Origin of the sequence: Gluconobacter thailandicus F149-1 = NBRC 100600 (assembly GCF_000964465.1) — a bacterium.
In the GTDB taxonomy this organism is placed as follows: domain Bacteria; phylum Pseudomonadota; class Alphaproteobacteria; order Acetobacterales; family Acetobacteraceae; genus Gluconobacter; species Gluconobacter thailandicus.
This window is the reverse complement of record NZ_BANH01000028.1, coordinates 110580-137183: the sequence shown is the minus strand read 5'-3', so window position 1 is coordinate 137183 and position 26604 is coordinate 110580. Positions and strand designations below refer to the sequence as shown.

20 protein-coding genes are annotated in these 26604 nt (G+C 58.9%); 5 read left to right on the top strand and 15 right to left on the bottom strand.

Going from position 1 to position 26604, the window contains the following annotated elements:
* Positions 1–9: 9 nt before the first annotated feature.
* Positions 10–948 carry a tRNA1(Val) (adenine(37)-N6)-methyltransferase gene (locus B7444_RS09835; RefSeq protein WP_007282270.1) on the bottom strand — a complete coding sequence of 313 codons (939 nt, stop codon included), beginning with the start codon at positions 946–948 and terminating at the stop codon, positions 10–12.
* Between the two features lie 48 nt (positions 949–996).
* On the opposite strand from B7444_RS09835, the gene B7444_RS09830 reads away from it, so the two are divergent.
* Positions 997–2052, top strand: coding sequence for a polyprenyl synthetase family protein (locus B7444_RS09830; RefSeq protein ID WP_007282269.1), 1056 nt, complete (start codon positions 997–999; stop codon positions 2050–2052).
* A 48-nt stretch (positions 2053–2100) separates the two neighbouring features.
* Here B7444_RS09830 and B7444_RS09825 read toward each other — a convergent pair whose 3' ends face one another.
* Together B7444_RS09825 and B7444_RS09820 are read right to left on the bottom strand one after the other, a co-directional pair.
* Entirely contained in the window at positions 2101–2880 is a 780-nt protein-coding gene (locus B7444_RS09825) for a glutamate racemase (protein WP_007282268.1), read from the bottom strand.
* Between the two features lie 62 nt (positions 2881–2942).
* The gene (locus B7444_RS09820; RefSeq protein ID WP_016737749.1) at positions 2943–3689 is read right to left on the bottom strand and encodes an orotate phosphoribosyltransferase; all 747 of its coding nucleotides are present in this window, start codon (positions 3687–3689) and stop codon (positions 2943–2945) included.
* 175 nt (positions 3690–3864) lie between these two features.
* Here B7444_RS09820 and B7444_RS09815 point away from each other — a divergent pair, with 175 nt between their 5' ends.
* A complete protein-coding gene (locus B7444_RS09815; RefSeq protein ID WP_007282266.1) occupies positions 3865–4101 on the top strand; it encodes a hypothetical protein in 237 nt (78 codons plus the stop codon).
* 27 nt (positions 4102–4128) lie between these two features.
* Here B7444_RS09815 and B7444_RS09810 read toward each other — a convergent pair whose 3' ends face one another.
* Positions 4129–5430 carry a citrate synthase gene (locus tag B7444_RS09810; RefSeq protein WP_007282265.1) on the bottom strand — a complete coding sequence of 434 codons (1302 nt, stop codon included), beginning with the start codon at positions 5428–5430 and terminating at the stop codon, positions 4129–4131.
* Between the two features lie 263 nt (positions 5431–5693).
* Here B7444_RS09810 and B7444_RS09805 point away from each other — a divergent pair, with 263 nt between their 5' ends.
* Entirely contained in the window at positions 5694–7430 is a 1737-nt protein-coding gene (locus tag B7444_RS09805; protein WP_231502917.1) for a Hint domain-containing protein, read from the top strand.
* 19 nt (positions 7431–7449) lie between these two features.
* Here the strand turns inward: B7444_RS09805 and B7444_RS09800 are convergent, their stop codons facing one another.
* The 11 genes from B7444_RS09800 to B7444_RS09750 all read right to left on the bottom strand — a co-directional run bounded on the left by B7444_RS09800 (position 7450) and on the right by B7444_RS09750 (position 20149).
* Complete coding sequence (locus tag B7444_RS09800) at positions 7450–7965, bottom strand: SixA phosphatase family protein (protein ID WP_007282263.1); 516 nt, start codon at positions 7963–7965, stop codon at positions 7450–7452.
* Entirely contained in the window at positions 7965–8279 is a 315-nt protein-coding gene (locus B7444_RS09795) for a chorismate mutase (RefSeq protein WP_007282262.1), read from the bottom strand. The genes B7444_RS09800 and B7444_RS09795 overlap by 1 nt, the downstream gene beginning before the upstream one ends.
* Entirely contained in the window at positions 8269–8955 is a 687-nt protein-coding gene (locus tag B7444_RS09790; protein WP_007282261.1) for a metallophosphoesterase, read from the bottom strand. Before B7444_RS09790 ends, B7444_RS09795 begins: the two co-directional genes overlap by 11 nt.
* Before the next feature lie 113 nt (positions 8956–9068).
* Positions 9069–13592: an AAA family ATPase gene (locus B7444_RS09785; RefSeq protein ID WP_048855157.1), complete on the bottom strand. Its 4524-nt coding sequence runs from the start codon at positions 13590–13592 to the stop codon at positions 9069–9071.
* Between the two features lie 28 nt (positions 13593–13620).
* Complete coding sequence (locus B7444_RS09780) at positions 13621–14259, bottom strand: thioredoxin domain-containing protein (RefSeq protein WP_007282258.1); 639 nt, start codon at positions 14257–14259, stop codon at positions 13621–13623.
* Positions 14260–14889 carry a thioredoxin domain-containing protein gene (locus B7444_RS09775; protein WP_007282257.1) on the bottom strand — a complete coding sequence of 210 codons (630 nt, stop codon included), beginning with the start codon at positions 14887–14889 and terminating at the stop codon, positions 14260–14262. It lies immediately after the preceding gene.
* A 58-nt stretch (positions 14890–14947) separates the two neighbouring features.
* On the bottom strand, positions 14948–15886 hold the full coding sequence (locus B7444_RS09770; protein ID WP_016737752.1) for a hemolysin family protein: 939 nt from the start codon (positions 15884–15886) through the stop codon (positions 14948–14950).
* Entirely contained in the window at positions 15883–16371 is a 489-nt protein-coding gene (ybeY, locus tag B7444_RS09765; RefSeq protein WP_007282255.1) for an rRNA maturation RNase YbeY, read from the bottom strand. Before ybeY ends, B7444_RS09770 begins: the two co-directional genes overlap by 4 nt.
* Positions 16340–17533, bottom strand: a complete 1194-nt coding sequence (locus B7444_RS09760) for a PhoH family protein (protein WP_007282254.1) — start codon at positions 17531–17533, stop codon at positions 16340–16342. Before B7444_RS09760 ends, ybeY begins: the two co-directional genes overlap by 32 nt.
* Positions 17527–18951, bottom strand: coding sequence for a tRNA (N6-isopentenyl adenosine(37)-C2)-methylthiotransferase MiaB (gene miaB, locus B7444_RS09755; protein ID WP_016737754.1), 1425 nt, complete (start codon positions 18949–18951; stop codon positions 17527–17529). The genes B7444_RS09760 and miaB overlap by 7 nt, the downstream gene beginning before the upstream one ends.
* Positions 18952–19192: 241 nt before the next feature.
* On the bottom strand, positions 19193–20149 hold the full coding sequence (locus B7444_RS09750) for a lysophospholipid acyltransferase family protein (protein ID WP_007282251.1): 957 nt from the start codon (positions 20147–20149) through the stop codon (positions 19193–19195).
* A gap of 215 nt (positions 20150–20364) precedes the next feature.
* Between B7444_RS09750 and B7444_RS09745 the strand changes: the two genes are divergently transcribed.
* Both B7444_RS09745 and B7444_RS09740 read left to right on the top strand, forming a co-directional pair.
* Entirely contained in the window at positions 20365–22464 is a 2100-nt protein-coding gene (locus tag B7444_RS09745; RefSeq protein ID WP_035730089.1) for an autotransporter assembly complex protein TamA, read from the top strand.
* Positions 22464–26603, top strand: a complete 4140-nt coding sequence (locus B7444_RS09740) for a translocation/assembly module TamB domain-containing protein (RefSeq protein WP_007282249.1) — start codon at positions 22464–22466, stop codon at positions 26601–26603. The genes B7444_RS09745 and B7444_RS09740 overlap by 1 nt, the downstream gene beginning before the upstream one ends.
* Position 26604 lies beyond the last annotated feature (1 nt).

Below are 26604 nucleotides of genomic sequence, written 5' to 3'. Positions count from 1 at the left end.
TGGGAGAGGTTAGCTGCCGGGCAGCGCCTCTCCCAATCGCAGAACCCGTTCGGCCGCATCGGTAAAGCGGCCATCCTCTTCATGCAGGATCAGTCCCGGGCGCAGGCGAAAGATGCCCTTGCCGCCATGAATGGCCTGGATCAGAACCAGTTTCGCTTCCCGTCCCTGTTTGGGCCAGAAGGGATACAGCTGGATTGAGCCGCAACCGTTTTCCAGAAGTGTCTGACACGCTCTGTCCGCAATGGCTGCGGATATGATGAACGTCAGTGTCCCCCCGGGCAGGACCCATCGGGTCAGGGCACGGATCCATGCCTGTGGATCGCTGTTTTCCGCGCTGAGTGCCAGACGCCGTCGCTCATCCGGTGAAGGCGTGCCGTGGGCGCTATGCCAGGGAGGATTGGCCATCACATGGTGAAAGCGCCCGTTTGCTGTCGGCGCTCGGGCGCGGAGGGTTGAAGGAATGGCTGGAAGGGTGGCCTGAACGACGGAAAGACTGGTTCGCGAGTCTGAAAACGGATTGTTCAGGAAATTGTGAGCGGCCAGTTCCACCGTGTCGGTATCTGCTTCAAGGCCAATTCCGCTGACGCCCGGAACGCGGGCTGCAAGACAGAGCAATCCGGCTCCCGCACCACATCCGGCTTCCAGAACGGTCTCCCCGGCTCTGGCAGGAATGGCTGCGGCCATCAGCACCGGTTCCAGGCCCGTGCGATATCCCTGCCGGAACTGCGTGTAGCGGAGTCGTCCATTCAGCAATGTGCCGTCTCTTTCTTTTTCAGAAAGGGGGGAAGTGCTGTTCAGGGAGGTCTTAAGGGACTGCAATGGGTTGACCGCCTTCCTGCTGCCGCTCATATGGTCATTCCAATTTGTCGTCCGGCGTGAACATGCCCCGGTCGCTTTTCCACGCAGGAAGAACGAACGGGAACACGCCATATCATATCGTGCCTGCATGGTCCTGGGCAGTCCCGGGGCGTTATGCAGGAACTGGAGTAAAGACCCTTGGATTCTGCCGCACCGGATGCCGCCGTGACCGTTGATAAAGCTGTGGTTCAGGGTGCAGGAGGCGAGAGCGCGCTATCGGCACTCTCTACCTATCTTGAAGAAGACATGCTGGCCTGCAACCGGGCGATCATCGCCCGGATGGAAAGTCCGGTTCCCCTGATCCCGCAGCTTGGCGCCCATCTTGTCGCGGCGGGAGGCAAGCGCCTTCGCCCGCTGCTGACGCTGGCCTCCGCACGTCTGTGCGGTTATCAGCCGGGTCCGGACCATCAGCGTCATGTCGGGCTCGCCGCCTGCGTTGAGTTCATTCATACCGCCACACTGCTGCATGATGATGTCGTGGATGAGAGCACGTTGCGTCGGGGGCTGGCTTCGGCCAATGCCGTGTTCGGCAACAAGGCGTCCGTGCTGGTAGGTGACTTCCTGTTCGCCCGCTCGTTCCAGCTTATGACAGCAGACGGCTCCCTGAAGGTCATGGCGATCCTGTCGGATGCATCGGCGACAATTGCTGAAGGTGAAGTCCTTCAGATGGTCGTGCAGAACGACCTTACGACGCCTGTAGAACGCTATCTTGAAGTCATTCACGGCAAGACGGCTGCGCTGTTTGCGGCTGCCTGCCGTGTCGGCGCTGTCGTGGCCGAGCGTCCGGAAGCAGAAGAGGAAGCTCTGGAGCGGTTTGGCACCAATCTGGGTATGGCGTTCCAGCTTGTTGATGATGCCCTGGATTATGCCGCAGACCAGCAGGTTTTGGGCAAGACCGTTGGTGATGACATGCGTGAAGGCAAGATCACCCTGCCGGTCCTGGCCGCCTATGAGGCTGGCTCGCCGGAAGATCGTATTTTCTGGGAGCGCGTCATTGGAGAAGGGGAGCAGACTGAGGACGATCTGCCTCATGCTCTGAACCTGATTGCAAAGACGGGTGCGATCAATACGACGATCGCCCGCGCGCAGGTCTATGCCGACGCAGCTGTTGAAGCCCTGTCCATTTTCCCGGATAGCGAACTGCGCCGCCTTCTGATCGAAACGGTTCAGTTCACGGTGAATCGGGCCCGCTAAAAACCATATTCTGCGTCAGCCAACTCAGGGCTGACGCAGAATATGCTTTCAGGCTGTCAAAGCGAGCGGCCCGAACAGTGACCATCCAGAAAAACCTAAACGACTTACGGCTGCTTCCAGGCGCAGCGCATTGAATGGTGCGCTGGTCATGAAGAAACGGGGCAGCTCGGCGGCTGTGTTGGTTGCCGACGGAACGACGGTTTCGAGAACAGTGCGGATCTGCCGTGCAACGGCTGGTGCGGGATCGAGCCAGTTCAGGTTGGGTCGCGCAAGACGCTGAAACGCGGGCATCAGAAACGTGTAATGCGTACAGCCCAGCCCCACCGTATCAATGTCCTCACCATGAGGCTGCTCGAACAGGCAGGTGAGCTCATGCTCTACGTCTGCATCCGGAATGTCATCGCCGAGAAAAGCGCGTTCGGCCAGATCGGCCAGTCCGCGCGCGCCGTGGGTGATCAAACGACAATCCGCAGCAAACTGCCGTTGCAATTCCAGAACATACGGTCGCCGGGCTGTTGCTGACGTGGAAAGCAGACCAACGGTACGGGTTGTGGAAACACGTCCAGCCCAGCGGATGGGTGGAACACATCCAACTACGGGAATGGAGAGACGTTCCCGAAGCGCAGGCAGTGCAATGGTGCTCGCCGTATTGCAGGCAATGACCAGGACGTCTGGCTGAACGTCGCGGCAGGCTGCTTCGAGCAGACTGACGATGCGGCCAGTCAGGCGGTCATCCGGCTGCTCTCCGTAAGGAAACAGCGCAGTGTCAGCCAGATAGTCGATCGTAAGGGCAGGAAGGATGTCACGCAGAGCCTGCACGACACCCATCCCTCCGATGCCCGAGTCAAAAACAAGGCATCGGGGTAGAAGGGCAGGAGAGCCCACGGGCGTCAGCCTTCTGCTTTGGCCTTGAGTGCCAGCGCTTCTTCGGCGCTGCCAACGCCGCCATGCTTGCGGGACCAGCCACAGGGATCTTCCAGGAAGCGGCGAACTTCGGCGCTGTCCTTTTCAGAGAAATAATCGCCGCCAGCACAGGCTTCCAGAACGTCCCACCAGGTGCACAGCGCGTGCAGGGAGATGTCCATGTCTGCCAGCGTTTTGTGCGCGCCGGGGAACACACCGTAGAAGAACACGACGAAGGTATGGTTCACGATGGCGCCTGCATCACGCAGCGCATTGGCGAATCGGATCTTGGATGCGCCGTCCGTCGTCAGGTCCTCGACCAGCAGGGTGCGCATGCCATCAGGTACATCGCCTTCGATCTGTGCATTACGACCAAAGCCCTTCGGCTTTTTGCGGACATACGCCATCGGCGTCATCATGCGGTCTGCAATCCATGCGGCGAACGGGATACCAGCCGTCTCGCCACCAACGACCGCATCAATGCTTTCATAGCCGATGTGGCGGCCGATCTTCTCGACGGCCAGTTCCATGATCTTGGTCCGGGCGCGGGGGAAGAAAATGATTTTGCGGCAGTCGATATAAACGGGTGACTTCCAGCCTGACGTCAGGGTGTAAGGCTCTTCCGGGCGGAAGTTGACGGCTTTGATCTCGAGAAGGATGCGGGCCGTGGTCAGGGCTGCGTCCCGGTCCCACTGGGTGCGACCCGCGATCGGGCTCTCTCCGTGTTGTGTCATGCTGCTCTCCACTGACGTCGTTTTCTGTGGTTTACCGGCCACAAGACGCAATGGGTAGTGCCAAATTCGTTCGCACTTGTTGCTGTTATAGAGGAACCCAATCTATGCTTGCGTCGTCAGGCCTTGCCCCCTAAGGAGTAAGACCGTTTTTTCCTCTTCTGAAGCAGGACTAAAAGTGAGCATCGAAACCAGCCGGATCGGCCGGAAATGCGAACGTGCAGTTGTCACGGCCTATCAGGAACTGCGTGAAGTCGGGCAGCCGGATATGCAGGCTTTTGCCGCATGCACCACATTGTACCGTATCCACCACCCTGAGTCGTCCATTACGGAAGCGCGTCGTCTCGTGGCTGAATGGATTGACCATCACGTTGTTCGCAAAGCCAAGGGTCAGACCCCTGGCTGCGATTGCTGATCAGACCGTAAGGTAGGGCAGGGCTTTTTAGCCCCGCTCACTCATGGGGACGAATTCCCGCGTTGCTTCCCCAACATAAAGCTGCCGCGGACGTGTAATCCGTGCTGCGGGGTCTTCAATCATTTCCTTCCATTGGCTGACCCAGCCCACTGTGCGCGCAACAGCGAACAGCACGGTGAACATGCTTGTCGGAATACCGAGAGCCTTCAGGATCAGTCCCGAATAGAAATCCACATTCGGATAGAGCTTCCGGCTGACGAAATAATCGTCTTCTGTCGCAACGCGTTCCAGTTCCTTCGCGAGATCCAGCAGGGGATCACGCTCCAGCCCCAGTTCGGAAATGACTTCATGGCAGGTCGCCTGAAGGATCTTCGCCCGTGGATCAAAATTCTTGTATACGCGGTGCCCGAAGCCCATCAGACGCACGCCTGAATTCCGGTCTTTGACCTTTTCAAGGAAGGCAGGAATGCCGTCACGTGTTCCGATGGACTGAAGCATGTTCAGCGCCGCTTCATTTGCACCGCCATGAGCCGGACCCCACAGAGCCGCAATGCCCGCAGAAATGCAGGCGTAAGGATTGGCGCCTGTCGAGCCCACAAGGCGGACCGTGGTGGTCGAGGCATTCTGCTCATGATCGGCATGAAGAAGCAGAATGCGGTCCATTGCGCGGGCCAGAACCGGGTTAACGCGATAATGATTGCCGGGCCGGGCGAAGAGCATATGTAGGAAGTTTTCGGAGAAGGACATTTCCTCATCCGGATAGATGAACGGCTCTCCAATCGAATATTTGTAGGCCCAGGCCGCGATGGTCGGTACTTTCGCAATCAGGCGCCGGGCGGAGAGGTCCCGGTCTTCGGCTTGAGAAATATCCAGGCCGTCATGATAGAACGCTGAGAGTGCTCCTACCGTGCCACAGAGGATGGCCATCGGATGAGCGTCACGGCGGAAACCATTGAAAAAATTCCGGATCTGCTCATTCAGCAGGCGATGCGTGTTCATATCGGCCTGAAAGGCCTGATACTGCGGAGTGGTGGGCAGCTCTCCGTACATCAGCAGATAGGCGGTTTCGGTAAAGCTCGCGTTGAGGGCAAGGTCTTCGATCGGGTAGCCACGATGCAGAAGTGTGCCTTTATCCCCGTCAATGTAGGTGATGCCACTCGTACACGTTGCCGTGCTAACCAGGCCCGGATCAAATGAAAATACGCCTAGTTTTTGGGATGCGCCTCGCAGATCCACGACATCCGGCCCCATCGTTCCCGTCAGAAGAGGGGTCTGCATGGAAGCGCCGCCAGCGTGAAGGGTAGCAGTTTCGAACTTTGGTTCTTGCATGGAAAAAGCGCCTGCCTGGCAGAGTGACGGAAAGAAGCAAAGTCTAGGGTGTAGGGGTTTTCGATGTCCAGAGACACCCTCCGTACGGCGGCATATAGGCTCTAAAAAAGCTGTAAAACGCTAAAAACCAATACGAAATCGCGCAGTGTAGAATATTTGTTAATAATATTGTGTTCTTCAATGGGTTTCGGCTACAACCCGCGCTCTTTCTCGCCTGGCGTTTTGAAAGCCTGCGGTTTCTTTTTCCTTCAAACAGGATCTTCATGTCTCAGATAGTTTCTTCGGGTCAGACAGTTTCCGGGCTCACCATTCGTGGACAGGGTAACACTCTGACTGTTGAAAACGGTGGTACCGTCCGTAACGTAACGGTTGTAGCTGGTGGCACTGTTTCTGAGAGCGGTGAGGATCACTTCCTTGTTGTCTCCAGTGGCGGAACATTCACAGTCGATTCAGCGGGCTCGTCCTATAACGCGACTGTTCTGTCTGGTGGGCTACAGAGCATCACGAACGGCGGGCGCGCCTATTATGTTGCTGTCAGCAGTGGCGGCGCACAGATCGTATCTTCCGGAGGGAAGCTGACGCACACGCAGCTGAACCCGGGGGCGACGCTATCGGCTCTTTCAGGCTCTGTGGTCGATCATGCGGAAGTCCGGAGTGGCGCTTCGTTCTATGTTGCGTCTGGGGCTGTCGCGGACACGACCGTCGTGTCTTCGGGGGCCGTGCTGACGCTGGAAAGCGGTGGAACCCTGAATGAGACCATCCTGTCATCCGGTGGTCAGATTGATCTGAATGGCCTGGATTACTCACAGGGAGAGAGCGCGTCCTTTGTCAGCAGCGGCGGCAACTACTATCTTCAGGTCACATCCGGCGCAGACGTCGTGTATTCCACACGGATGCAGGGTGACTACAGCAGCAATGGCGTCACCCTGACGAGGGATACGGATGGCTCAACGATTGCTGCACTTGGCCCGGTCTGTTTCCTTGGAGGAAGCCTGATCAAAACGCCGGCTGGGGAAGTGGTCGTTGAAAATCTGCGGGCTGGCGATGACGTTGTTGTCGTTCGGGACGGTGTAGAGCAGACCGAAAGCGTCAGCTGGGTGGGCAGTAAGACAGCGCAGGTCAGTAAAGGTCCGCATCCTGACGAGGCAGGTTATGCAGTTCGTATTCGTGCTGGGGCCGTGTCCGAAAATGTTCCTCACACAGACCTGCTTCTGACGTCTGAGCACTGCCTCTATCTGGATGGTGCCTTCATTCCTGTGCGTATGCTCGTGAATGGCGGCAGCATTGCTTATGCGACAGATATTTCAGCTTACGACTATTACCATGTTGAGACAGCCAATCACGATGTGATCGTTGCCAATGGTCTCATGACCGAAAGCTATCTCGACACGGGAAATCGGAACAGCTTCGCCCAACCAGGAAATGTTGCTGTTCTCTCAACGGCTGCAAAAAGCTGGGAGCATGATGCATCGGCGCCATTGGTAACGGATCGCGCGGTTGTAGAGCCGATCCATGCCCGCCTGGCTCGTCGCTCGGAGGCTCTTGGGTTGACTGTTACGCCAGTCGTTGAGACCACCAGTCTTCATGATCTGCATCTCGAAACCCGCTCTGGGATGCGCATTGCTCCAATGCGGAATGTTGACGGGCGCGTTCTGTTCTCACTTCCAGCCGGCGTCGATGTGGTGCGTCTGATGTCACGAGCATCTCGCCCCTGCGATGTGACCGGGCCTTATGTGGATGACCGCCGCTCGCTTGGTGTTCTGGTCGGTATGATCCGTCTTTGGGACGGACAGGTGATGCGTAAGATCACGGAAAATCAGATCGACGGCTGGTACAGCGCAGACGCATCTGGCGCCCGCTGGACCAACGGCAACGCACTTCTTGAACTGGGAGCACGTTCAGCCGCCGAAACGGGTGTTCTGGAAATCGAAGTTCTTGCAGCCGGGCCTTATGTGAAGGCTCAGCCTGCCAGACAGACCATTCGCCTTCTCTGCGCTTGAAAGCAGAGAAAGTCGTCAGTCAGGGTGTAAGAACCTGACTGGCCTGCACAGTGGAAGGCCGGATATTGATCCAGTCTTCCGTTGTTTTGAAGATAGTTAAAGTTGCAGGCTGATAGCCCCTTCTCAGGGATGCGAAGGCTTCGTCCTGCACGGCTGGCCCTGCAAGATCGTAAGCCAGTGCCCCAATAGCGGGATTATGGCCGATCAGGAGTAATGTCCGAACGTCATCTGCGGTGCCATGAATGAAACCGTACAAGGTGTCGAGATCCGCGCCGTAGAGGCTGTTTTCAAATTTTGGAGCAACTGTGTCAGGCATGCCGGAGAGAACGCCCAGGGCCGTCTCCTGAGTTCGGCGCGCGGGGCTGCACAAGACCTGCAAGGGCTGGGGTAGGGTTAGATGGGTAAGTTTCTGCCCTATTCGCCTAGCCTGTTCCTGCCCTGCTGCGGTAAGAGGGCGTTCGATATCGCCCGCTCCTGAATAAAGATGAGGGCCTGCTTCCGCATGACGCAGAATAAGAAGCAGGCGCTCAGACATCAGTGCGAACCGTTGGTTTGAGCGGCAATGGCCTCGTGATGACGGATGACCTCGCGGATGACGAAAGCCAGGAATTTTTCAGCAAAATCCGGATCAAGATGAGCGTCTCGTGCAAGCTGGCGCAGGCGTTCGATCTGCCGGGCTTCACGGTTAGGATCTGCGGCGGGGAGGCTGGATTTTGCCTTGAGTTCGCCAACTGCCTTGGTGCAGCGGAACCGCTCTGCCAGCATATGAATCAGGGCGGCGTCGATATTGTCGATGCTGGCACGCAGGCGCTCAAGTTCTGCGAGGGCGGAAGAGCTGTCAGAAGTCATTGATGTCGATCCATGCAAGGTGGCCGCCTTTTCCAGCACCCAGATCCGTAAAGACAGCCGTGCCGCCAAGTCTCCCCATCCGGCGCCAGGGGCGTCCATCAGTAGAGCGGCGGTCATGGCCGACATAAACCGTCATTCCCTCGGGAATACGGTTGATCCAGGTCAGGCGGCGTTCAGGGTATCCATCCGGCTGCATGCGGCCGGTGGTTTCACCAAAAAGGGCGCGGGAGAGAGGCGCGGACATTTCGCCCAGACCCGGAACAGGCGCTTCGGACAACATGGCGGTATGGAACCCTCCATGCACGAAGAGCGCCCGGCCAAGTCGCAGCCATGTTGGAGCAGCCGCAATCGCCTCATAGGTACGCTGCTGAAGCCCTTCATATTCCGGCAGGGAAAACTGCCGGAGTGTTTCTTCCAGGGGCGGATCACGCCGGAGGCGGCGGCCTTCCAGTGCTCGTCCCAGCTTGCGGTCATGATTGCCGAGAATAAAAAGCCCGCGATGTGTTTCCAGCAGGTCGAGCATCAGCTCCATCACGCCGGCACTGTCTGGCCCGTGATCGACCAGATCTCCCAGCTGGATGACAAACCGCTCGGTCGCGGTCGCATGCCGGAAAGCGTTCAGATCACCATGCACGTCTCCCACCACACGAATACCGTGTTCACGGATTCGCGTCATGATCGGGGCGGGGAGAGGTGGTTCGACGAAAATGGGTTCGATCTTTCAAGGCGTTTTGTCTATCAAAAGGCTTCAACGCCTTAACGTCAATTTTCGATTGAAGAAAAAAGACGTTAGCCTTCGACAAGGGCAGCGGCGCGCCCCAGATCAACCGACAAAACCCGGCTTACACCACGTTCCTGCATTGTGACACCATAGAGCCTGTCCATATGGGCCATGGTGAGCTGATGATGGGTCACGACAAGGAAGCGCGTTCCGGCTTCCTTGGTCATGTCCGCCAGCAGAGAACAGAAACGCTCCACATTGGCATCGTCCAAAGGCGCATCGACTTCATCCAGCACGCAGATTGGTGCGGGATTACAGCGGAACGTCGCAAAAATGAGGGAAAGTGCCGTCAAAGCCTGCTCACCGCCAGAGAGCAGGGAAAGGGTGGAGAGCTTTTTCCCCGGCGGCTGGGCAAAAATTTCCAGACCGGCTTCCAGTGGGTCATCACTCCCGACCATACCCAGATGCGCGCGACCGCCTCCGAACATCCGTGAGAACAAGGACTGGAAATGCCGGTCCACTTCCGTGAAGACGGCCAGAAGTCTTTCGCGTCCTTCACGATTGATGGTTCCAATGCCGCCGCGCAGTCGGTTGATGGCTGCCGTCAGCTCTTCATGCTCGCGGGCAATGGTCTCGGCTGTCTGCTTGGCGTCCTGATACTCTGTCTCGGCCCGCAGATTGACGGCTCCCAGATCGTCCCGCTCACGGGTGAGGCGGGCGAGCCTACGCCGGGTGGACGTTTCGGCCTGCTCGGACAGATCAGATGGATAAACACCACCTTCCGGTGGATCGCTTTCGGTCAGCAACCGTTCACGGGCAGCCACCGCCTGCTCGGCGCGTTCCGTCAGGCGCGCAATGGCTTCGCGGGCGGAAGAGAGAGCCAGATCTGCGTCCCGACGACGTTCCTGCGCAGCCTGACCTGCCTGATCGGTGGCCTCATCTCTGGCGCGGGCTTCATCATAGGCTGTCTGGGCCTTCTCAAGATCCAGATCCTGCTGTTTCAGTGCGGCTTCGAGGCGAACTGGACTATGAGCCGCTTTGTTCCAGGCGTCCTCCAGTGTGTTCCGGCGCTCTTGCAATTCTGCGTGGGATTGAGTGGCCAAGGAAATCTGTCCCTGTAGGTCGGACAATCGTCCTCTGAGGGCCGCGATGCTCCCGTTCAGACGCATATCTTCAAGGGCAAGATGAGACAGGGTCTCCCGGACCGTCTGAAGCGCCTTCCGCGTTTCCTCCAGTTCGGTGGTGCCCTCCAGGACCTTCCGTTCCAGCAGCGCGGGATCCGGACGTTCTGCAATAGCGGATTCCTGTGCCTGATGCTCCTTCGTGAGCTTCTCGACGAGTGCTCTCAGTTCCGCCGCTCGTGGAGCAAGAGCTGTGCGCCGGGCGAGGGCGGTCGTGGCAGACTGATCCAGAGTCTGTAACTCGGAAGAAAGCTGATCGGCTCGCTGGCGAAGGTTGGCCGTGGTTTTGCTGGCCGTTTCGAGTTTCTGCCGGGCCTCATGATGCTGCTGACGGGCTGCGGCTTCACGGCGCTCCAGATCCGGAAGGTCCGGGCGGTCTGTAGCGGTTTTTGTAGCTTCGAGCTCAGTTTGAAGAGCATCGATGTCCCGCTCCAGCCGTTTCAGAGCGTCTTCCAGTTCCTGAAGGCGTATCTGTGCCGTCTCATGACGCAGAACGGCCTGATCCAAACTACGATCAGCCTGTTCGGCCTCGGTCCGGGCAGTCTGAAGATCCCGCGTAAGCGCCGTGAGGGCCGTTCGGGCTGCCTCCACGATCTGAGCAGCCTGTTCGGCTGCGTCGGTCAGGGCTGCCGGGGAAGGATGGGCGTCATAGTCTGCCGCCGCTTTTTCAGCGTCCAGACGTGTATTTTTTGCAGCAGTTTCTGCGTCTGCAAGACGACGTTCTGCTTCTTCCCATCGACTTTTTGCCAGTGCAGCCTGCTGTTCGCGTGCCGAAAACTGGGTGCGGGCTTTGCTCAGTTCAGGTTCCAGCCCTGAACGCTCCGACCTGAGACGCTGCAAGGTCTGTTCTGCTTCAAGCCGGGTGCGTTGTGCCTCCTGGAAAGCACTCTTGACGGCCGGAAACCCCTTGTTTTGTTCGGCCAGAAGGGCCCGCGCCTCCATCAGACGTTGTCTTTGCTCCAGACGGGTCGCTCCGGCATCAGGCGCGTCTCCGGAGCGAATGAAGCCATCCCATCTCCATAGAGCACCATTCCGGCAGACAAGCGCCTGACCGGGCTGGAGATGCGTTTGAAGGGCGGCCCCTCTGGCCGGGTCATCCAACAGAAAAACCGCGTCCAGACAGCGTCTAACGGGTTCAGGGGCTGCAACCAGAGAGGAAAGGGGCGGGCAGGAGTCAATCTGCGGACTATCAATCGTTGCGAGTGCACGCCATCGCCGGTCGGCTGCTACGGTCTCAGGCGCAAGAGAAGCGTCTAGCCCATCTGCCAATGCCGCAGCGACGGCCCGTGCCAGGTCCGCAGGAATATCAAGCTTGTCTTCAAGCGGGTCCGGTTGGGCGGCTATGGCCGCCAAGGTCTGTTCAAGCCCTTCACATTCCGAGCGAAGTCGTAGGATCGTGCTTTCGGTGTGGCTCAGTGTGTCGCGGCTTGAGCTTTCTGCCTCAGATGCGGAAATAAGAGCTTTTTCGGCTTCAGAAAGATTATCCTGAAGGGCATTCAGTCGCGTTTCCAGATCCGTAACAGCCTTTCGCAGGACTGCCACCTCACTCTCAGGAACAAGCGCTTTCGCGGTTGTGTCACGGTCCCGAAGAGCTGTTTCCGCGCGTTGGGCTGCCTGAGTGGCCGCCTGCTGCGCGCTTTCTTTCGCGCGCAGAAGGCCCTTATGCCGCTGAACGCCTTCCTCGGCCTTCGCGCGTGCTTCCAGCCATGCGGTATTGGCCTCATCCAGAGCCTGCCGCGCTGCACGTTCCCGAGCGGAAATCTCTTCCAATGCCTGAAGGGTCTTTTCACGCTGAGTCTGAAGCTCGGCGCGTCGCTCGTCCGTCAAAAGAGCGGTGGCCGTCTGGGTATGGGCTGCCCGGTCCTGAGTCAGACGAGCTGTCGCGGCCTGAAGACGGCGGTTCAGATCTGCCTCGGCTTTTTCCAGAACATTCAGGCGCTGCCGCCCTTCTGCGAGGGTTCGGCTCTGGAGTTCCATCGCCAGACGTGCATCCTGAAGCTTCGAAAGAGCGTCTGCTTCAGTCTGTCTGGCATCCTCAGCCTCACGGATGGCGACATCAACCTGTTGGCGCAGGTTCTCAAGAACATCATCGTCAGGCCGGTCTTTCTCCAGCGCAGCCAGTTCTGCTTCAAGTGCCTGAAGAGCCCCTGTCTCAGCATCAAGTCGCGTCGTCAGAGCATCCAGAGCGCTTTTCAGCCCATCGCGGCGGATGGCTTCTGCATCTCGCAGACGGATTGCTTCTTCCAGAGACGCGGCCTGAGTGCGTTCGAGCGTTGCGAGCTGGTTCTGCTCTTCGGTGGCCTGAGCGCGCTGTTCAGGAAGCTGGGCGTGTTCCTTTTCCTGAGCCTCAAGATCAGTGAGGGCAGTTGCGTGGGCAGCCTGATCCTGTGAAAGCCGTTCCGTACTTCTGGCAAGGTCTGCTTCGGCCTGCTGGAAGCGCGCCAGTGCTTCGGCCTCTGCTTCCCTGGCGCGCGTGACATCCACCCGTGCCGTTTCGGACTGGACTTTCAGACGCTCTAAAGCACTGCGGAGACGGTCTGTTTCTTCTCGGGCCTGTGGCGTAGCCTTGCGGGCTTCAAACTCCGCAAGGGTCGCGTGCTCGGCTTCCTGTTCAGCTTTGCGCAGAGATTCACGGGCCTTCGCCAGATCATCCTTGCTGCGCTGCACAGCAAGATTGGCGCGGGCGTGTAAGAGGGCATGAAGCTGAACCTCGGCTTCACGCAGCTTTTCCGAGATCTCACGATATTTCCGCGCCTGGACGGTCTGTTCTTCAAGACTGCCAAGGCGTTCTTCAATCTGAAGGCGAAGGTCTTCCGCACGGGACAGGTTGGTCTCGGTCTGACGGAGTTTCAGTTCCGCATCATGGCGGCGAGCATGAAGGCCTGTGATGCCAGCAGCTTCTTCCAAGAGAAGGCGGCGCTCTTCCGGCTTGGCAGCAATAAGCTGGCCGACACGGTTCTGGCTGACGATGGCGGAACTGCGCGCACCGGACGCCAGATCAGCAAAAAGCGTCTGTACGTCACGCGCACGCATGACGCGGCCGTTAATGCGGTATTCGCTGCCCGAGCCACGCTCTGCACGACGCGTGATTTCGAGGTCTTCAGCATCCTGAAACGGAGCAGGGGCAAGACCCTTCGCGCCGGTCAGATGGAGCGTGACCTGAGCGATGTTCCGGGCGGAACGTGCGCCTGTTCCGGCAAAGATCAGATCGTCCAGCTCTCCACCCCGAAGGGCGCGGGCAGAGGTCTCACCCATAGCCCAGCGCAGGCCTTCAACGACATTGGATTTGCCGCAGCCATTCGGGCCGATAATGCCCGTCAGGCCCGGAAGGATGTCAACGCGCACCTCATCGGCGAAGCTTTTAAAGCCGCCGATCGTCAGGCGGCTGATCGTCGTGGTGTGGGTTGACATCGGTGTCTATGAAACGTCCGGAAAGCGATCAGGACGCCTTGGCGACCAGATCAGCAAACTTTTCGTAGGTTTCCGGATCCTGATCGTAATGCGTGTTGTTGAAGCGGAAATAGGGCGTGCCCTGAATGCTGTATGTATCAGCGTCCTTCTGCACCTGATTGAACATGGCCTGCATGAACGCCGTGTCTTCGCTGATGCTCTTGAACTGCGCCGCTGAGACGCCAGCCAGAGCCGACATCTGCTGCAGGCGCTGCATCGGGTCGCCACCCGAAGCAAAGGCCCACTGCATCTGGCTTGAGAGCAGCGCTTCGATGAACGGGACATACCGTTCTTCCGGCAGGGAGCGTGCCACCATGGCTGCCGTCAGGCCGACGCGGTCACCACAGAAGTCATGGAACTGATAGCGGATCTTGCCCGTATCAATGAGCTGTTCCTTGATCTTCGGGAATTCTTCCGTGCCAAAATGGGCGCAGTGTGTGCAGGTCAGGGAAAACCATTCCTGCACCAGCACCTTGGCATTCGGGTTGCCGATGACGCGCGGTCCCATGCGCGGGTCATTGGCGGGAAGGGCTGGCGGCGCATCGGCCGCACGGGCCGCCGTACCAGCCACGGCAAGAGCCGGAGCTGCGGAGAGAATGAAGCGGCGGGAAATCATGGGACGGGTCATTCAGGAAGCCTTTGCAACTGCTTTGGCGAACGCATCATAGCTGGAAACGACATCCGGCGCCGGAGCGTCATTGATGCGGAAATAAGGGGTACCGTGGATCTGAAGGAAAGCACCATCGCGGTCCTGCCGGTTCACGATAGCCTCGCGCAGGGCATTATCAGCGTTGATCTTGTCGAAGTCAGTTGCCGAAATGCCCGCCAGGGCGGCACGCTTCTTCAATTCCTGCATGGGATCAATGTTCTGGGCGAAAGCCCACTGATCCTGCGTGCGGAGCAGATCATCCACGAAAGGCGCATAGCGGTCTGCGGGCAAAGAGCGCGCCACCATGGCGGCTAGAAGCGCAATCTGATCCAGCGGGAAATCATGATAGCGATACCGGATCTTGTCAGTATCAATCAGGTTTGCCTTCACCTGTGGGAAGACCGTCTGTGCGAAGTGCGCACAGTGAGAGCAGGTCATGGAGAACCATTCGTCCACCTGAACCTTCGCCTCAGGTGACCCGAGGACGCGCGGCCCCATACGGGTGTCCCCCGCAGGAAGGCCGGTTTCTTCTGCATGGGCAGAAGAAAGAGAGGTCACTGCTACAAAGGCAGGGCCCGCAACCAGGAATGCGCGGCGGCCAAGGGTCATGGACGGGTCTCCATTACGGACAGGGTGTCCTACTCACAACGCTGAACTGGCGCAGGCGTCAAGACCCGCGCTCATCATCCTGTTGTCCGGTATCAGGAAGCGGCTTCTTTTCCCATCCTTCCGGAACACGCATTCGCAGGGCACGGATATGGCGCGCATCGGCATCCAGAACGCGGAATTCCAGCCCACTTTCATGAGTGAGGACTTCATCCTTTGCCGGAACATGCTCTGCCAGACGGAAAACGAGGCCACCAACCGTCTCGATTTCCGCTTCTCTTTCGGCATCCGTCAGAACGGAACCAAGCCGTTCTTCAAGATGGCGAACAGGGAGGCGCGCGTCGATATCGAAAGACCCGTCCGCACGCTCGACCCATGGCGTCGTCACCGGATCGTCATGCTCGTCCGAAATATCGCCCACGATCGTCTCGATCAGATCCTCTATCGTGACCAGGCCATCAATGCTGCCATATTCGTCAATCACGAGAGCCATGTGCATCCGGCGCTGACGCATCTGCAGAAGCAGATCCAGAACCGGAATGGTCGGTGCAATCATCAAAGGCTGACGCAGAAGCGGGCGGATATCGAACGCCTCCGGATCGTCCACATACGCGACCAGATCCTTTACATGGATCATGCCCGCAATATCGTCGAGCTGCCCGCGATACACGGGCATCCGGGAATGATTTTCCCGGCGCATGTGGTCCAGAGCATCGTTGAAGGAGATGTTCTCCGGCATGGCGATGATGTCTGCGCGCGGGATCATGACGTCATCCGCCGTGATGTCCCGCAGGCGCAGCACGTTCATGATGAGGGCACGTTCCTGCCGATCGAGCTCAGGCTCGTCGCCCGTTTCCTCAAAAGGCTGTGCTGCTTCATGAACGAGCGTGGCAATGGATTCGCGCAGGCCCTGATCGCGACCACGGCGGCCGAACAGTCCGAACAGGCCTCGGGAATTTTTCCTGCCGTCGTCTGAACGGTCAGTAATATCTTCGCTCATGCCCGTCTTCCTGCCTGCCGCCACGGATCGCCAAAACCTAGCTGACGCATCGTGCGCGTTTCAACGCCTTCCATGTCCCGGGCTTCTCCGGGCTGATAATGATCGTATCCTGCCAGATGCAGGGCACCATGAACCACAAGATGTGACAGATGGGCACGCATGCTGCGATGGGCAGCATCCGCTTCCTTCCGGACGGTCTCATACCCCAGAATGATGTCTCCGCCATGCAGGGGCGAGACCGGCTCAAAGGTGAGCACATTCGTGGGCTTGTTCTTGTTGCGGAAGCGGGCGTTAAGCCGCTTTACGATCCGGTCCGTCGAAAGAAGAATCGATGGAGCGGGAGACCGGCTGAAATCCGGGCCGCCCTGACGGGCGACGGCGGTGAGCGCACGACGGATCGCGCGTTCTGTATCAGGAACCGAGGAGCGCCATCTGGCGTCCTCGATTATGATGTCAGTACCGGCGTGACGACTTGGAGGTTCCATTGTTTTCCCGGCGCGGCCGATCCCTGAAACTGTCCAGGGGGGCAGGCGCTTTCTGTTCATAGGCATCGACGATACGGGCGACCAGCGGATGGCGCACCACATCAACAGATGTAAAGCGTGTAATACCGATTCCCTTGATGCCTTCGAGGGTCTCGACGGCTTCCCTTAGCCCAGATGATACCCCGTTGGGCAGATCAATCTGGCTCAGGTCGCCTGTAACAGCCATGCGTGTCCCTTCACCCATACGGGTCAGGAACATCTTCATCTGGGCCGGTGTCGTGTTCTGAGCTTCGTCCAGAATGACGAAAGAGTGGGCGAGGGTTCTGCCGCGCATGAAAGCCAGTGGTGCGACTTCAATCTCACCTGTGCCCATCCGGCGCACGACCTGATCGCCCGGCATCATGTCATTCAGGGCATCATAGAGCGGCCGCAGATAAGGGTCGATCTTTTCCCGCATGTCGCCCGGCAGGAAGCCCAGACGCTCGCCGGCTTCCACTGCCGGACGGGAGAGAATGATGCGATCAACCTGCCCGGCCAGCAGCATGGCGACGCCCTGCGCGACTGCAAGATAGGTCTTGCCCGTTCCAGCCGGACCAATCCCGAAGACCATATCAGTGCGGGCCAGCATTTCCATATACGCCGCCTGGCCATGAGACCGCGGCGCGATCACGCCCCGTTTGGTGCGAATGGCGGGGAGGTCCGTCAGGGGGGCGGAGGAAGGGGGCGCCTGCTGCGGGGAGCGGGCATCCGTCCGATGGTGGTTGTCCCGGCGGGGATGCTGCTTCTGGGAGTGTTGTGTCGGAGGTGGCGGCGGGACAGCAGCGCGCTGCCGTTCCTGGTGGCGGGTCGGCAGTGCCGTGAGGCGGATGACGCCGTCAACCTGCGAACTGTCGATGGTGCCGCCCTGTTCGAGCTGATTGTAGAGCGCGACAATGGCGGCCTGTGCCCGACCTACGGCATCCGTCTCTCCCGAAATGGCGATCTTGTTGCCGCGGCAGGACAGCCGGACATCAAACCCGTCTTCAAGTCGGGCGAGGTGCCGGTCGTGATCTCCCAGAAGTCTCTGGAGAAGAATGTTGTCATTGAAGCGCAATGCGACGGTGCGATTGCCTTCGGTGCCACCAGTGGTGGCGACGGAGCGCGTCGGGGGTGTTGTCAGCAAGCGGAGGCTGTCTCCCGGATGAGGGTTCCACCAAGTGAGTTGGTCATGCGAGTTGTGATGGCAACCTTGACGATGGTGCCAATCAGATGTTCCGGCCCTTCGAAATGAACAGGCTGGAGATACGGAGAACGACCGGAAAGCTGACCCGGCTTGCGGCCTTTTCCCGTAATGAGGATATCCTGAACCGTCCCGACCATATCCGCGTTGAACGCATCCTGCTGTTCACGCAGAAGCGCCTGAAGCTCGGCGAGGCGACGGTCCTTCACGTCTTCGGCCACCTGAAAAGGCTGACCTGCAGCAGGGGTGCCGGGACGTGGGGAATACTTGAAGCTGTAGGCCATGGCGAAGCCAATATCGCGCACAAGCTGCATCGTGGCTTCGAAATCCTCATCCGTTTCACCCGGATGACCCACGATGAAGTCAGACGACAATGCCAGATCCGGCCGTGCTTCCCGGAGGCGACGGACGCTTTCACGGTACTCATCTGCCGTATGTCCGCGGTTCATCGCCTTCAGGATACGGTCTGAGCCGCTCTGAACCGGCAGATGCAGGAATGGCATCAGGGCCTGATTGTCGCGATGGGCGTCGATCAGGGTCTGGTCAACGTCCCGCGGATGAGAGGTCATGTACCGGATACGGTCCAGACCCGGCAGGCGCGCCAGTTCTTCAGCCAGTTCCGCCAGCGTGGCGCTGCCGCCCCGGCCGTTATCGCCATGATACGCGTTGACGTTCTGACCCAGCAGCGTGATTTCCCGTACGCCAGCCTCCACCATGCGCCGTGCTTCGGCCATAACGGATGCGACCGAACGGCTGCTTTCGGCGCCGCGCGTGTAAGGTACGACACAGAAGGAACAGAACTTGTCGCAACCTTCCTGAATGGTAAGAAAAGCCGTGAGATTCCCGGCGGACTGCGGCGCGGCCTCATTGGGAAGGAAATCGAATTTCTGCTCGGCAGGGAAATCAGTCTCGATGACCGCACCGCCAGCCCGTGCTGCACGCGCAACCATTTCCGGCAGGCGATGATAGGTCTGCGGACCAAGCACCAGATCAACATAGGGTGCACGACGAAGGATTTCCTCGCCCTCTGCCTGCGCAACGCACCCGGCAACAGCGATGATGCTGCGGTCCAGCCCGTTTTCCATACGCTCGTCACGGATCTTGCGAAGGCGCCCCAGCTCGGAAAAGACCTTTTCCGTAGCGCGTTCGCGGATATGACAGGTGTTGAGGATCACCATATCCGCTTCTTCGGGGGTCTCAACCGGCCCATAGCCAAGCGGACGCAGGACATCGGCCATTCGGGCGCTGTCATAGACGTTCATCTGGCAGCCCCATGTAATGACATGCAGCCCATGACGGATATGATCAGTGGGGGCACGATCAGCGGGGGTAGGTGCGGCGGCAGAAGTCTCGGAAGTCACGGTCTCGATCCGGGGTTGGCAGAAACAGGCACACACATCAGGGCAGGCGACCGTGCGGTCAAGCCTTTCCAGACGCGGGAGAGATCAAACATGGTGTCATGTCGGCATGTCAGACTGGCCTGAAGCGGCATCATCATCTCCGGACGGACGCAAAAGTGCTCCCGTTATTGACGATAAAAGTGACGCCGCGGCCCCGGGCAAGTCAAGACAAACCTTGTGAACTGTAAAAGATATCAGGCGTTCAGCCCTGAGTGTCGGGTACGAGCCCCTGTCGAAGCTGTGCCGCGCCATCACGCACCGCTTTGTATGTTGCGTTGGCCAGCTCTTTCCGGGACTTGAAATCTTCCGGATTGAGCGGCGGGTGCAGCAGGACCGTTGCCCGCATCGAACGCCATTGGCCAAATGACCAGATATGCGGCGTCAGATCCATATCCCCGTACCATGAAAAGACGGATCTGCGACTGCGCCCGACAGGCAGGCCTTCAAGCCGGTCATACACAATGGAGACAGGCTGAACCAGAACCGGCGGGGGCTTCGGCATTCCTGCCTGTTCAAGACGGCCCGGCTTGGCCACGGCAAAGAAAGACGACAGGAACGGCAGGACGCGACTGCCATCTGACGACGTCCCTTCCGGGAAAAGCACGATATCGTCTCCATCCCAGAGACGGTCCGCCATGTCATGGAGCTCCTTGCCCGTGTTCTGGCGGTTGCGGCTGACGAAGATCGTGCGTCCGAGACGTGAGATTGTGCCAATCAGCGGCCAGGTGCCAACTTCTCCCTTGGCTACGAACACCGTATGCAGCACGCCCCCAACGGCGATGATATCCAGCCAAGAACAGTGGTTGGCGACGTAAACGATCGGCTGCTCCCCTCGCTGAACGTCTTTTGCGGTACGGATTCCGCCAGCGCTTTGCCCGATAACGCGAAGCTGCAACCCGAGAATACGGGCAATTGTGCGCCAGAAAAAGCGTGGCAGCCGGATCTTGGCAGGCCCCGGGATGCGGATAAAAATGGTCTGCAGGCACCCGGCCCAGAACGCCCATATGAGAACGGCCGCAAGACGACCGATACAGCTCAGGCGACTAAAGGCCGAAGACTGCGTTGTTGCCTGAACAGCCGGAAAATTGACACTTTCATCAATAATCGGTCGGCTATGGCGTCTACGGCCGGAAGGTGAAGGGGCATCACGATGGGACATGGGTGCTGAGTGATACGGATTTCGGAGAGCCTAGACAATCTTGTTTGTCTCACAGGCGTATTTACCGATGGTGACAAAAGGTGTTCCACGGTGGACTTGACGTGCAGGTTCAGGATACAGCCAGAAGGGTATGCGGCCGTCTTTTGCGGGTCCGCTCCAAAGGTTCGATCCTTTCCGGTTCGATCACCCCTCAAAACGGATTTTCAGGACCTCCGGTGAAGCCAGGCCGTCGCTCGTCAGTCGTTTCTCTCTCCCTCGCTTTTGGAGCCATGGCACCCTGCTGTCATGTCGATAAAGCATGGGCAGATGCTCCCTCCAGTGGTGAGGCGGCGGAAAAAACCGTTCCGTATTCCGTCACTATCCAGCCAACCAAGAATGCTGAGATTGATGCTGCCATACAGGCTTCATCCCAGCTTCAGACGCTGAAGACGACGCACGCCGTCGGGCCTTATGCGCTGGCGGGGCGTATCCGTGCGGATTACGACCGTGTGGATACCGCATTACAGTCACAGGGCTATTATGCGGGTACCGTTACAATTCGTATCAAGGTCGGGAATCAGGAACTGGACGGGCGTGATCCGGCTCTGCCAGACGCTCTGGAGGCGCTCCCCAAAGACGGCAAGGTCAGCATTACGGTATCGGCTACGATAGGGCCGCAGTTCCATCTTGGCAGGATCACCCTGACCACGCCGCCACCTACAGCGGCTCAACCGTCTGACGCTCCCGCAAAGGCGCCATCCCCACAGGGCAGTGCAGCTCCCGCGACCAGCAAGGCGCAGACAGCGGACAAGATGGGCGTCCCGGCAACGACCGGAGACGCTGCTGCTCAAGGCGAACCTGTTGCACTGACTGCCGACGAACTGAAAGCGTTCAAGCTCAAATCCGGTCAACCTGCCGTTGCTTCGGATGTGCTCGCGGCACAGGGCAATCTGCTCACACAGTTGCAGGAAGAAGGGTATGCCGTGGCGGATGTCTCTACGCCGCTCGCCTATCTTCAGCCTCATGATAATACGCTGGATGTGGTCTTCCGGGTCGGAAAAGGCCCCAAGGTCGTTATTGGCCCTGTCGGGATGGACGGATTGCAGCGCGTGCACCAGTCGTTCCTCCGTCGGCGCCTGACGATCAAGGAAGGCGAACTGTATCAGCCGTCCAAGATTGAGGCTGCCCGACAGGATCTTGCAGCCGTCGGAGTATTCTCTTCAGTTCAGGTGCACAATGCGCCGCCAATCGTAACGCTTGGGCCGGGTAAAACCCTGGTGCCCGGCGTTTCCCAGGCCATGCCTGTCGATTTCGATTTCAAGGAAGCCAAAAGGCGCACCGTCGCGGTTCAGGCCGGCTATTCAACCGATCTGGGTGGGCGCGCCGGTGTGACCTGGACGCATCATAACCTTCTCGGAAATGCCGAGCAGCTCAAGCTGACAGCTCTGCTGACAGGCCTCGGCGGTTCAGCCCAGCAGGGCTTGGGCTACGATGTTTATGCCGATTTCAGCAAGCCAGACTTCCTGCATAAGAACCAGAACCTGAGCCTGCGTGTGGAAGCGGTGCGGCAGCTTCTTTATTCCTATCATCAGACAGCCTTTATCCTCCGCGGGGGTATTGGCCGACGCCTGGGCAAATTCTGGTACGTGTCAGGCGGTCTCATGGGAATGCAGGAGCAGATTCAGCAGTTTGGCGACACACGGAATTATTTCATCGTGTCCGCACCACTCAGCGCGACCTATGACAGTACCCAGCTTTCAAACCCGATCGACCCTGCGACTCACGGCATCCGTGCCTCCCTGTCTGCTTCTCCGTCGGTGTCACTGGAAAACGGAACATCCTTCTTCACACTCCTGTCCGCGCAGGTCTCCACATACTTTGACCTTGCCCGGATTGGGCTGACCAAACCCGGCAAGAGCGTCATTGCCGTGCGTGGCACTGTCGGATCGGTTCAGGGTGCATCCACTTACCAGATCCCCCCGGATCAGCGACTTTATGCCGGTGGACCTGCGACGGTTCGTGGCTTCCGGTATCAGGGCGTGGGTCCGCAATATGGCAACACGAAATATGCCATTGGCGGTACGTCTCTGGATGCAGGAACGGTCGAGTTCCGCCAACGGCTGCCAATGAATCTGGGTGTGGCGGCTTTCGTGGACGCCGGTCAGGTCGGCACTGGCTCCCGGCCGGGGCAGGGAACGCTCCGTGTCGGATATGGTGCGGGCGTTCGTTACTTCACGCCGATCGGCCCTATCCGTGTTGACGTTGCTCTCCCAATGAACCGCCCTGCTTATGGCGACAAATGGGAACTCTATATCGGTCTTGGGGAGACTTTCTGATGCGCGCCCGCAGGATCATTCTCTGGAGTGTTGGTCTCGTTGTCGGCGTTCCGCTCGGGCTGGTTGTTTTGGCGCTCGCAGTGGTGCTCATTGGCATCAATATCGGGCCAGGGCAGCGGCTGATCGAAAGCAAAGTCGGCCCACTGACGGGTGGCATGGTGCAGATCGCCGGGTTGTCGGGTGTGCTTCCGCAGCATCTGACGCTGGCGGAACTTCGCGTGAAGGACAGCAAGGGTGTCTGGCTGGAGCTGGACCATTTCGAACTTCGCTGGTCTCCGCTCTCCCTTCTGCGCATGGATGCGCACGTCAAGGTTCTGAGTGCCAGCCGTCTCGCGCTGCTCCGCAGCCCCGTCTCGGATACGACGCAGACGACGACTGAAACACAGACGAAGTCCAACCCGTCGAAGCTCAACATTCGGGTGGATCTGGATGCGCTGAATGTTGGCCGTATCGAAATCGGGCCTGACTTCACGGGTAAACCTACGGTCTTCACGCTGAACGGACATGCGCATATCGCCTCAATCGCGCCCTTCCTGAATGGCGTAACAGTGCAGTCGCTTCCGAAGATGGATATCGCGCTGCAACTGAACCGTCTGGATGCACCGGGTGGCCTGACGCTGGCGGCTCAAACCCCCAAAGACCGTATTGCTCTGGAGCTTACCTATAAGGAAGGCGTCAACGGGTTTGCGACTACGCTCGGACAGTTCCCGCAGCTTGATCCTGTAGATACGCACCTGAACCTGTCCGGACCGCGCACTGCTGCCGATCTTGTTTTCGGGCTGAGCGCCGGTCCGATTACGGCCTCATCAACCGGTCAGATCAATCTCTACACCAATGTTGCAACCCTGCACGTCAAGGCCAATGCGCCTGCCATGACCCTGAAGCCGGGAATTGGCTGGAATGCGATTGCTCTGAACACTGATCTGCACGGGCCTTTGAAAGCTCCTGCTGGACAGGGCCTTCTGGACATCGACGCCTTGACCGCAGGTGGAGCTTCCATCGGGCATCTGCACGCGACATTTGACGGGACCGAAACGCCCAAACCCGAAGATACGATCGCGCATCTTCAGGCCGCCTTGACGGGTCTGCGTGTACCCGGACCCCAGCCCACACTGTTGGCATCTGCTCCGTTGACGCTGGATGTGACGGCGCACCCGCTTACGGCGACCATGCCGGTTGTGGCGACAGTCAGTCACCCGCTGATCCAGATGAATGCAAACACGACACTTAAGCCTGCAGCATCCGGTCACGTCACGCTGACATTGCCGGACCTGCACCCGCTTGCCGCCATGGGCAGCACGGATCTGAGCGGAAACGCTGCACTGGCGGCTGATTTCGCCATGCCGGTGACGGATCATGATGACCTGACCCTCCAGAGCGCGGGCACGATTTCCATCACGGGCGGCCAGCCGCAGGCTTTGCATCTGATCGGCAAGGACGGCCATCTGGCTCTGCAACTCAGCAAGTCTCCGGCCAATGTTCTGACGGTGAAGAATTTCGGGCTGGATGGTCAGGCGCTCCATGTTCTGGTCTCGGCCATCGTGGATATGGCGCATGGCAACCGGATGCAGACGAAGGCAACGGTTGCGCTGCCTGATCTGAAGCAGGTCAGCCCGACGCTCCTCGGCAATACGACCCTGACGGCCACGGCGGATGGACCGACCGATGATCTGGCTGTCAAAGCCGGTCTGGAAGGCGAGTTCGGGACAAAGGATGTTGCGAAGGGGCCAGTAGCACTGAATGCGGATTTCCAGCATTTGCCCTCACATCCACAGGGTACGCTGACCGCTCACGGAACGCTGGATCACGCGCCGCTGGTGCTGGATAGTGCCGTGCAGAAAACGGATGATGGCGCATTCCATGTTGATCTGAACAAGCTGAGCTGGAACAGCCTTACCGGGCAGGGCAAACTTCGCCTACCCAGTGGCGCCAAGGTGCCGCTGGGTGATCTGGATCTCAGCGTCAAGAACCTTGCGGATTTCCAGCGTCTGATCGGTCAGGCCATCAAGGGACATCTGGCTCTTTCCATTCATACGACCGAGCCGCAAGGCGCACCGCCACAGGTCAAACTCGGGCTAGATGGTGCGTTGGCCATGGCTCAGGCGAGCGTACAGTCCCTGACTCTGAAGGGCATGATCTCCAATCCGATTGATGATCCGGCCCCGGATCTGACACTGGATCTGGCGGGTGTTCGTTCGCAGGATATTACCGGCAAGGCTCACGCAACGGTCAAAGGACCGCAATCCGCGATGGCCCTGACGCTTAACGGGGCTTTTCAGAACGTCATGGGGGCACCCGCTAACGTCGATACAGCGGTCCTGCTGAACCTTCCGAAGAAGACCGTTCGTATTGACCGTCTGACGGCTATGGCAAAGGACGAATATATCCGCTTGGGTGGGCCAGCCAATGTGTCCTTCGGGGATATCATGGGCGTGGATCATCTGCGTGCGACGCTGGCGCCGAAGGGGGTTGCACCTGCAACGATTGATGTTGCCGGCTCGATCAAGCCCCGGCTTGCCCTGACCGCAACTGTGGACCGTCTGACGCCTGCAATTGCCAAGCCATTCGCGCCAGACCTCGCCGCGAGTGGTACCATTTCTGCAAAGGCCAATCTGGGCGGAACACTGGATGCACCGACCGGAACCGTGTCTCTCAACGCCCATGGTTTGAAAATGCAGACGGGACCGGCCGCTTCATTACCCGCCGCGGAAATTCTGGCGAATATCGGTCTTGCCGGAAAAACGGCAAAGGTGGATGCGACGCTTTCGGCGGGTCCCAAGGTGGCTCTGGCCGTTCGTGGGATGGCTCCTACCTCGACGGATGGTGCGATCGCCCTGAATACGACGGGCCATGTGGATCTGTCTGTTGCGAACGGTGTTCTGGGTGCGAGCGGCATGGCGACAAAGGGCCAGGTCGGGATCAATCTTAACGTCACCGGAAACGCGACCCAGCCTCGGGCAACAGGACAGGTCGACCTGCGGAATGTTTCTTTTGATCACTATGCGCAGGGCGTCCGCCTGACGGATATCAATGGTGCCATTGTGGCGTCAGGAGACACCCTGACGCTTCAGAACGTTCTGGCTCATGCAGGGCAGGGAACGATTGGTCTGACAGGGACGGTCGGTGTTTTCCGTCCGGGGCTGCCGGTGGATATCAAGGTCGTTTCCAACAAGGCGCGACCGATTTCCAGTGATCTGGTAACGGCCACCATCAACACGGACCTCCATATTCACGGACAGGCCACGACCCGGGTCGATGTGGACGGGAAGATTGTTCTTCCGAGCGTGACGGTAAATATCCCTAACTCCATGCCGGCCTCTGTGGCGCAACTGGATGTGGTGCGTCCCGGCCAGAAGGCGCCGGACACGACCAGTGCTCTGATCATTGGTCTGGCTATCGACGTGGTCTCGCCGGGACAGTTCGTGGTGCAGGGGCATGGTCTGGACGCCGAAATGCAGGGCAAACTGCATGTCGGTGGTACCAGCAGTGCACCATCAGTGACCGGTGGTTTCGACATGAAGCGCGGCAACTTCAACCTTGCCGGAATCAACCTGAACTTCACGCATGGCCGTGTCGCGTTTAATGGCACGGGTGTGAACCACAAGCTCGATCCGAGCCTGGATTTCCGGGCGGATCGTAATGCCAAGGGAACGCTGGCGAGTCTTCTGGTCACAGGGTACGCCAGCGCGCCGAAGATCGACTTCGCATCCGTGCCGACACAGCCGCGGGATGAAGTCCTGGCCATTCTGCTCTTCGGCACAGACGCCCATTCCCTTTCGACGACGCAGCTTGCAGAACTTGCAGCCGCCGTGGCTCAGCTTGCAGGGGGGTCGTCCTTTGATCCGCTCGGGAAGGTGCGAAATGCACTTGGGCTTGATCGCCTGGCGGTAGGCGGTGGCAGTGGCGTCGATAACGGCGGCACCAGCGTGGAAGCCGGAAAATACGTCATGAAGGGCGTCTATGTAGGCGCCAAACAGGCGACATCCGGTTCCGGCACGCAGGCCCAGGTTCAGATTGATCTGACGAAGCGCCTCAAGCTCAACACGACGGTCGGAACAGGTGGACAGGTGACAGGCTTCACCACTCCGGAAAACGATCCGGGATCCAGTATCGGCCTGTCTTATGGTTTCGATTACTGAA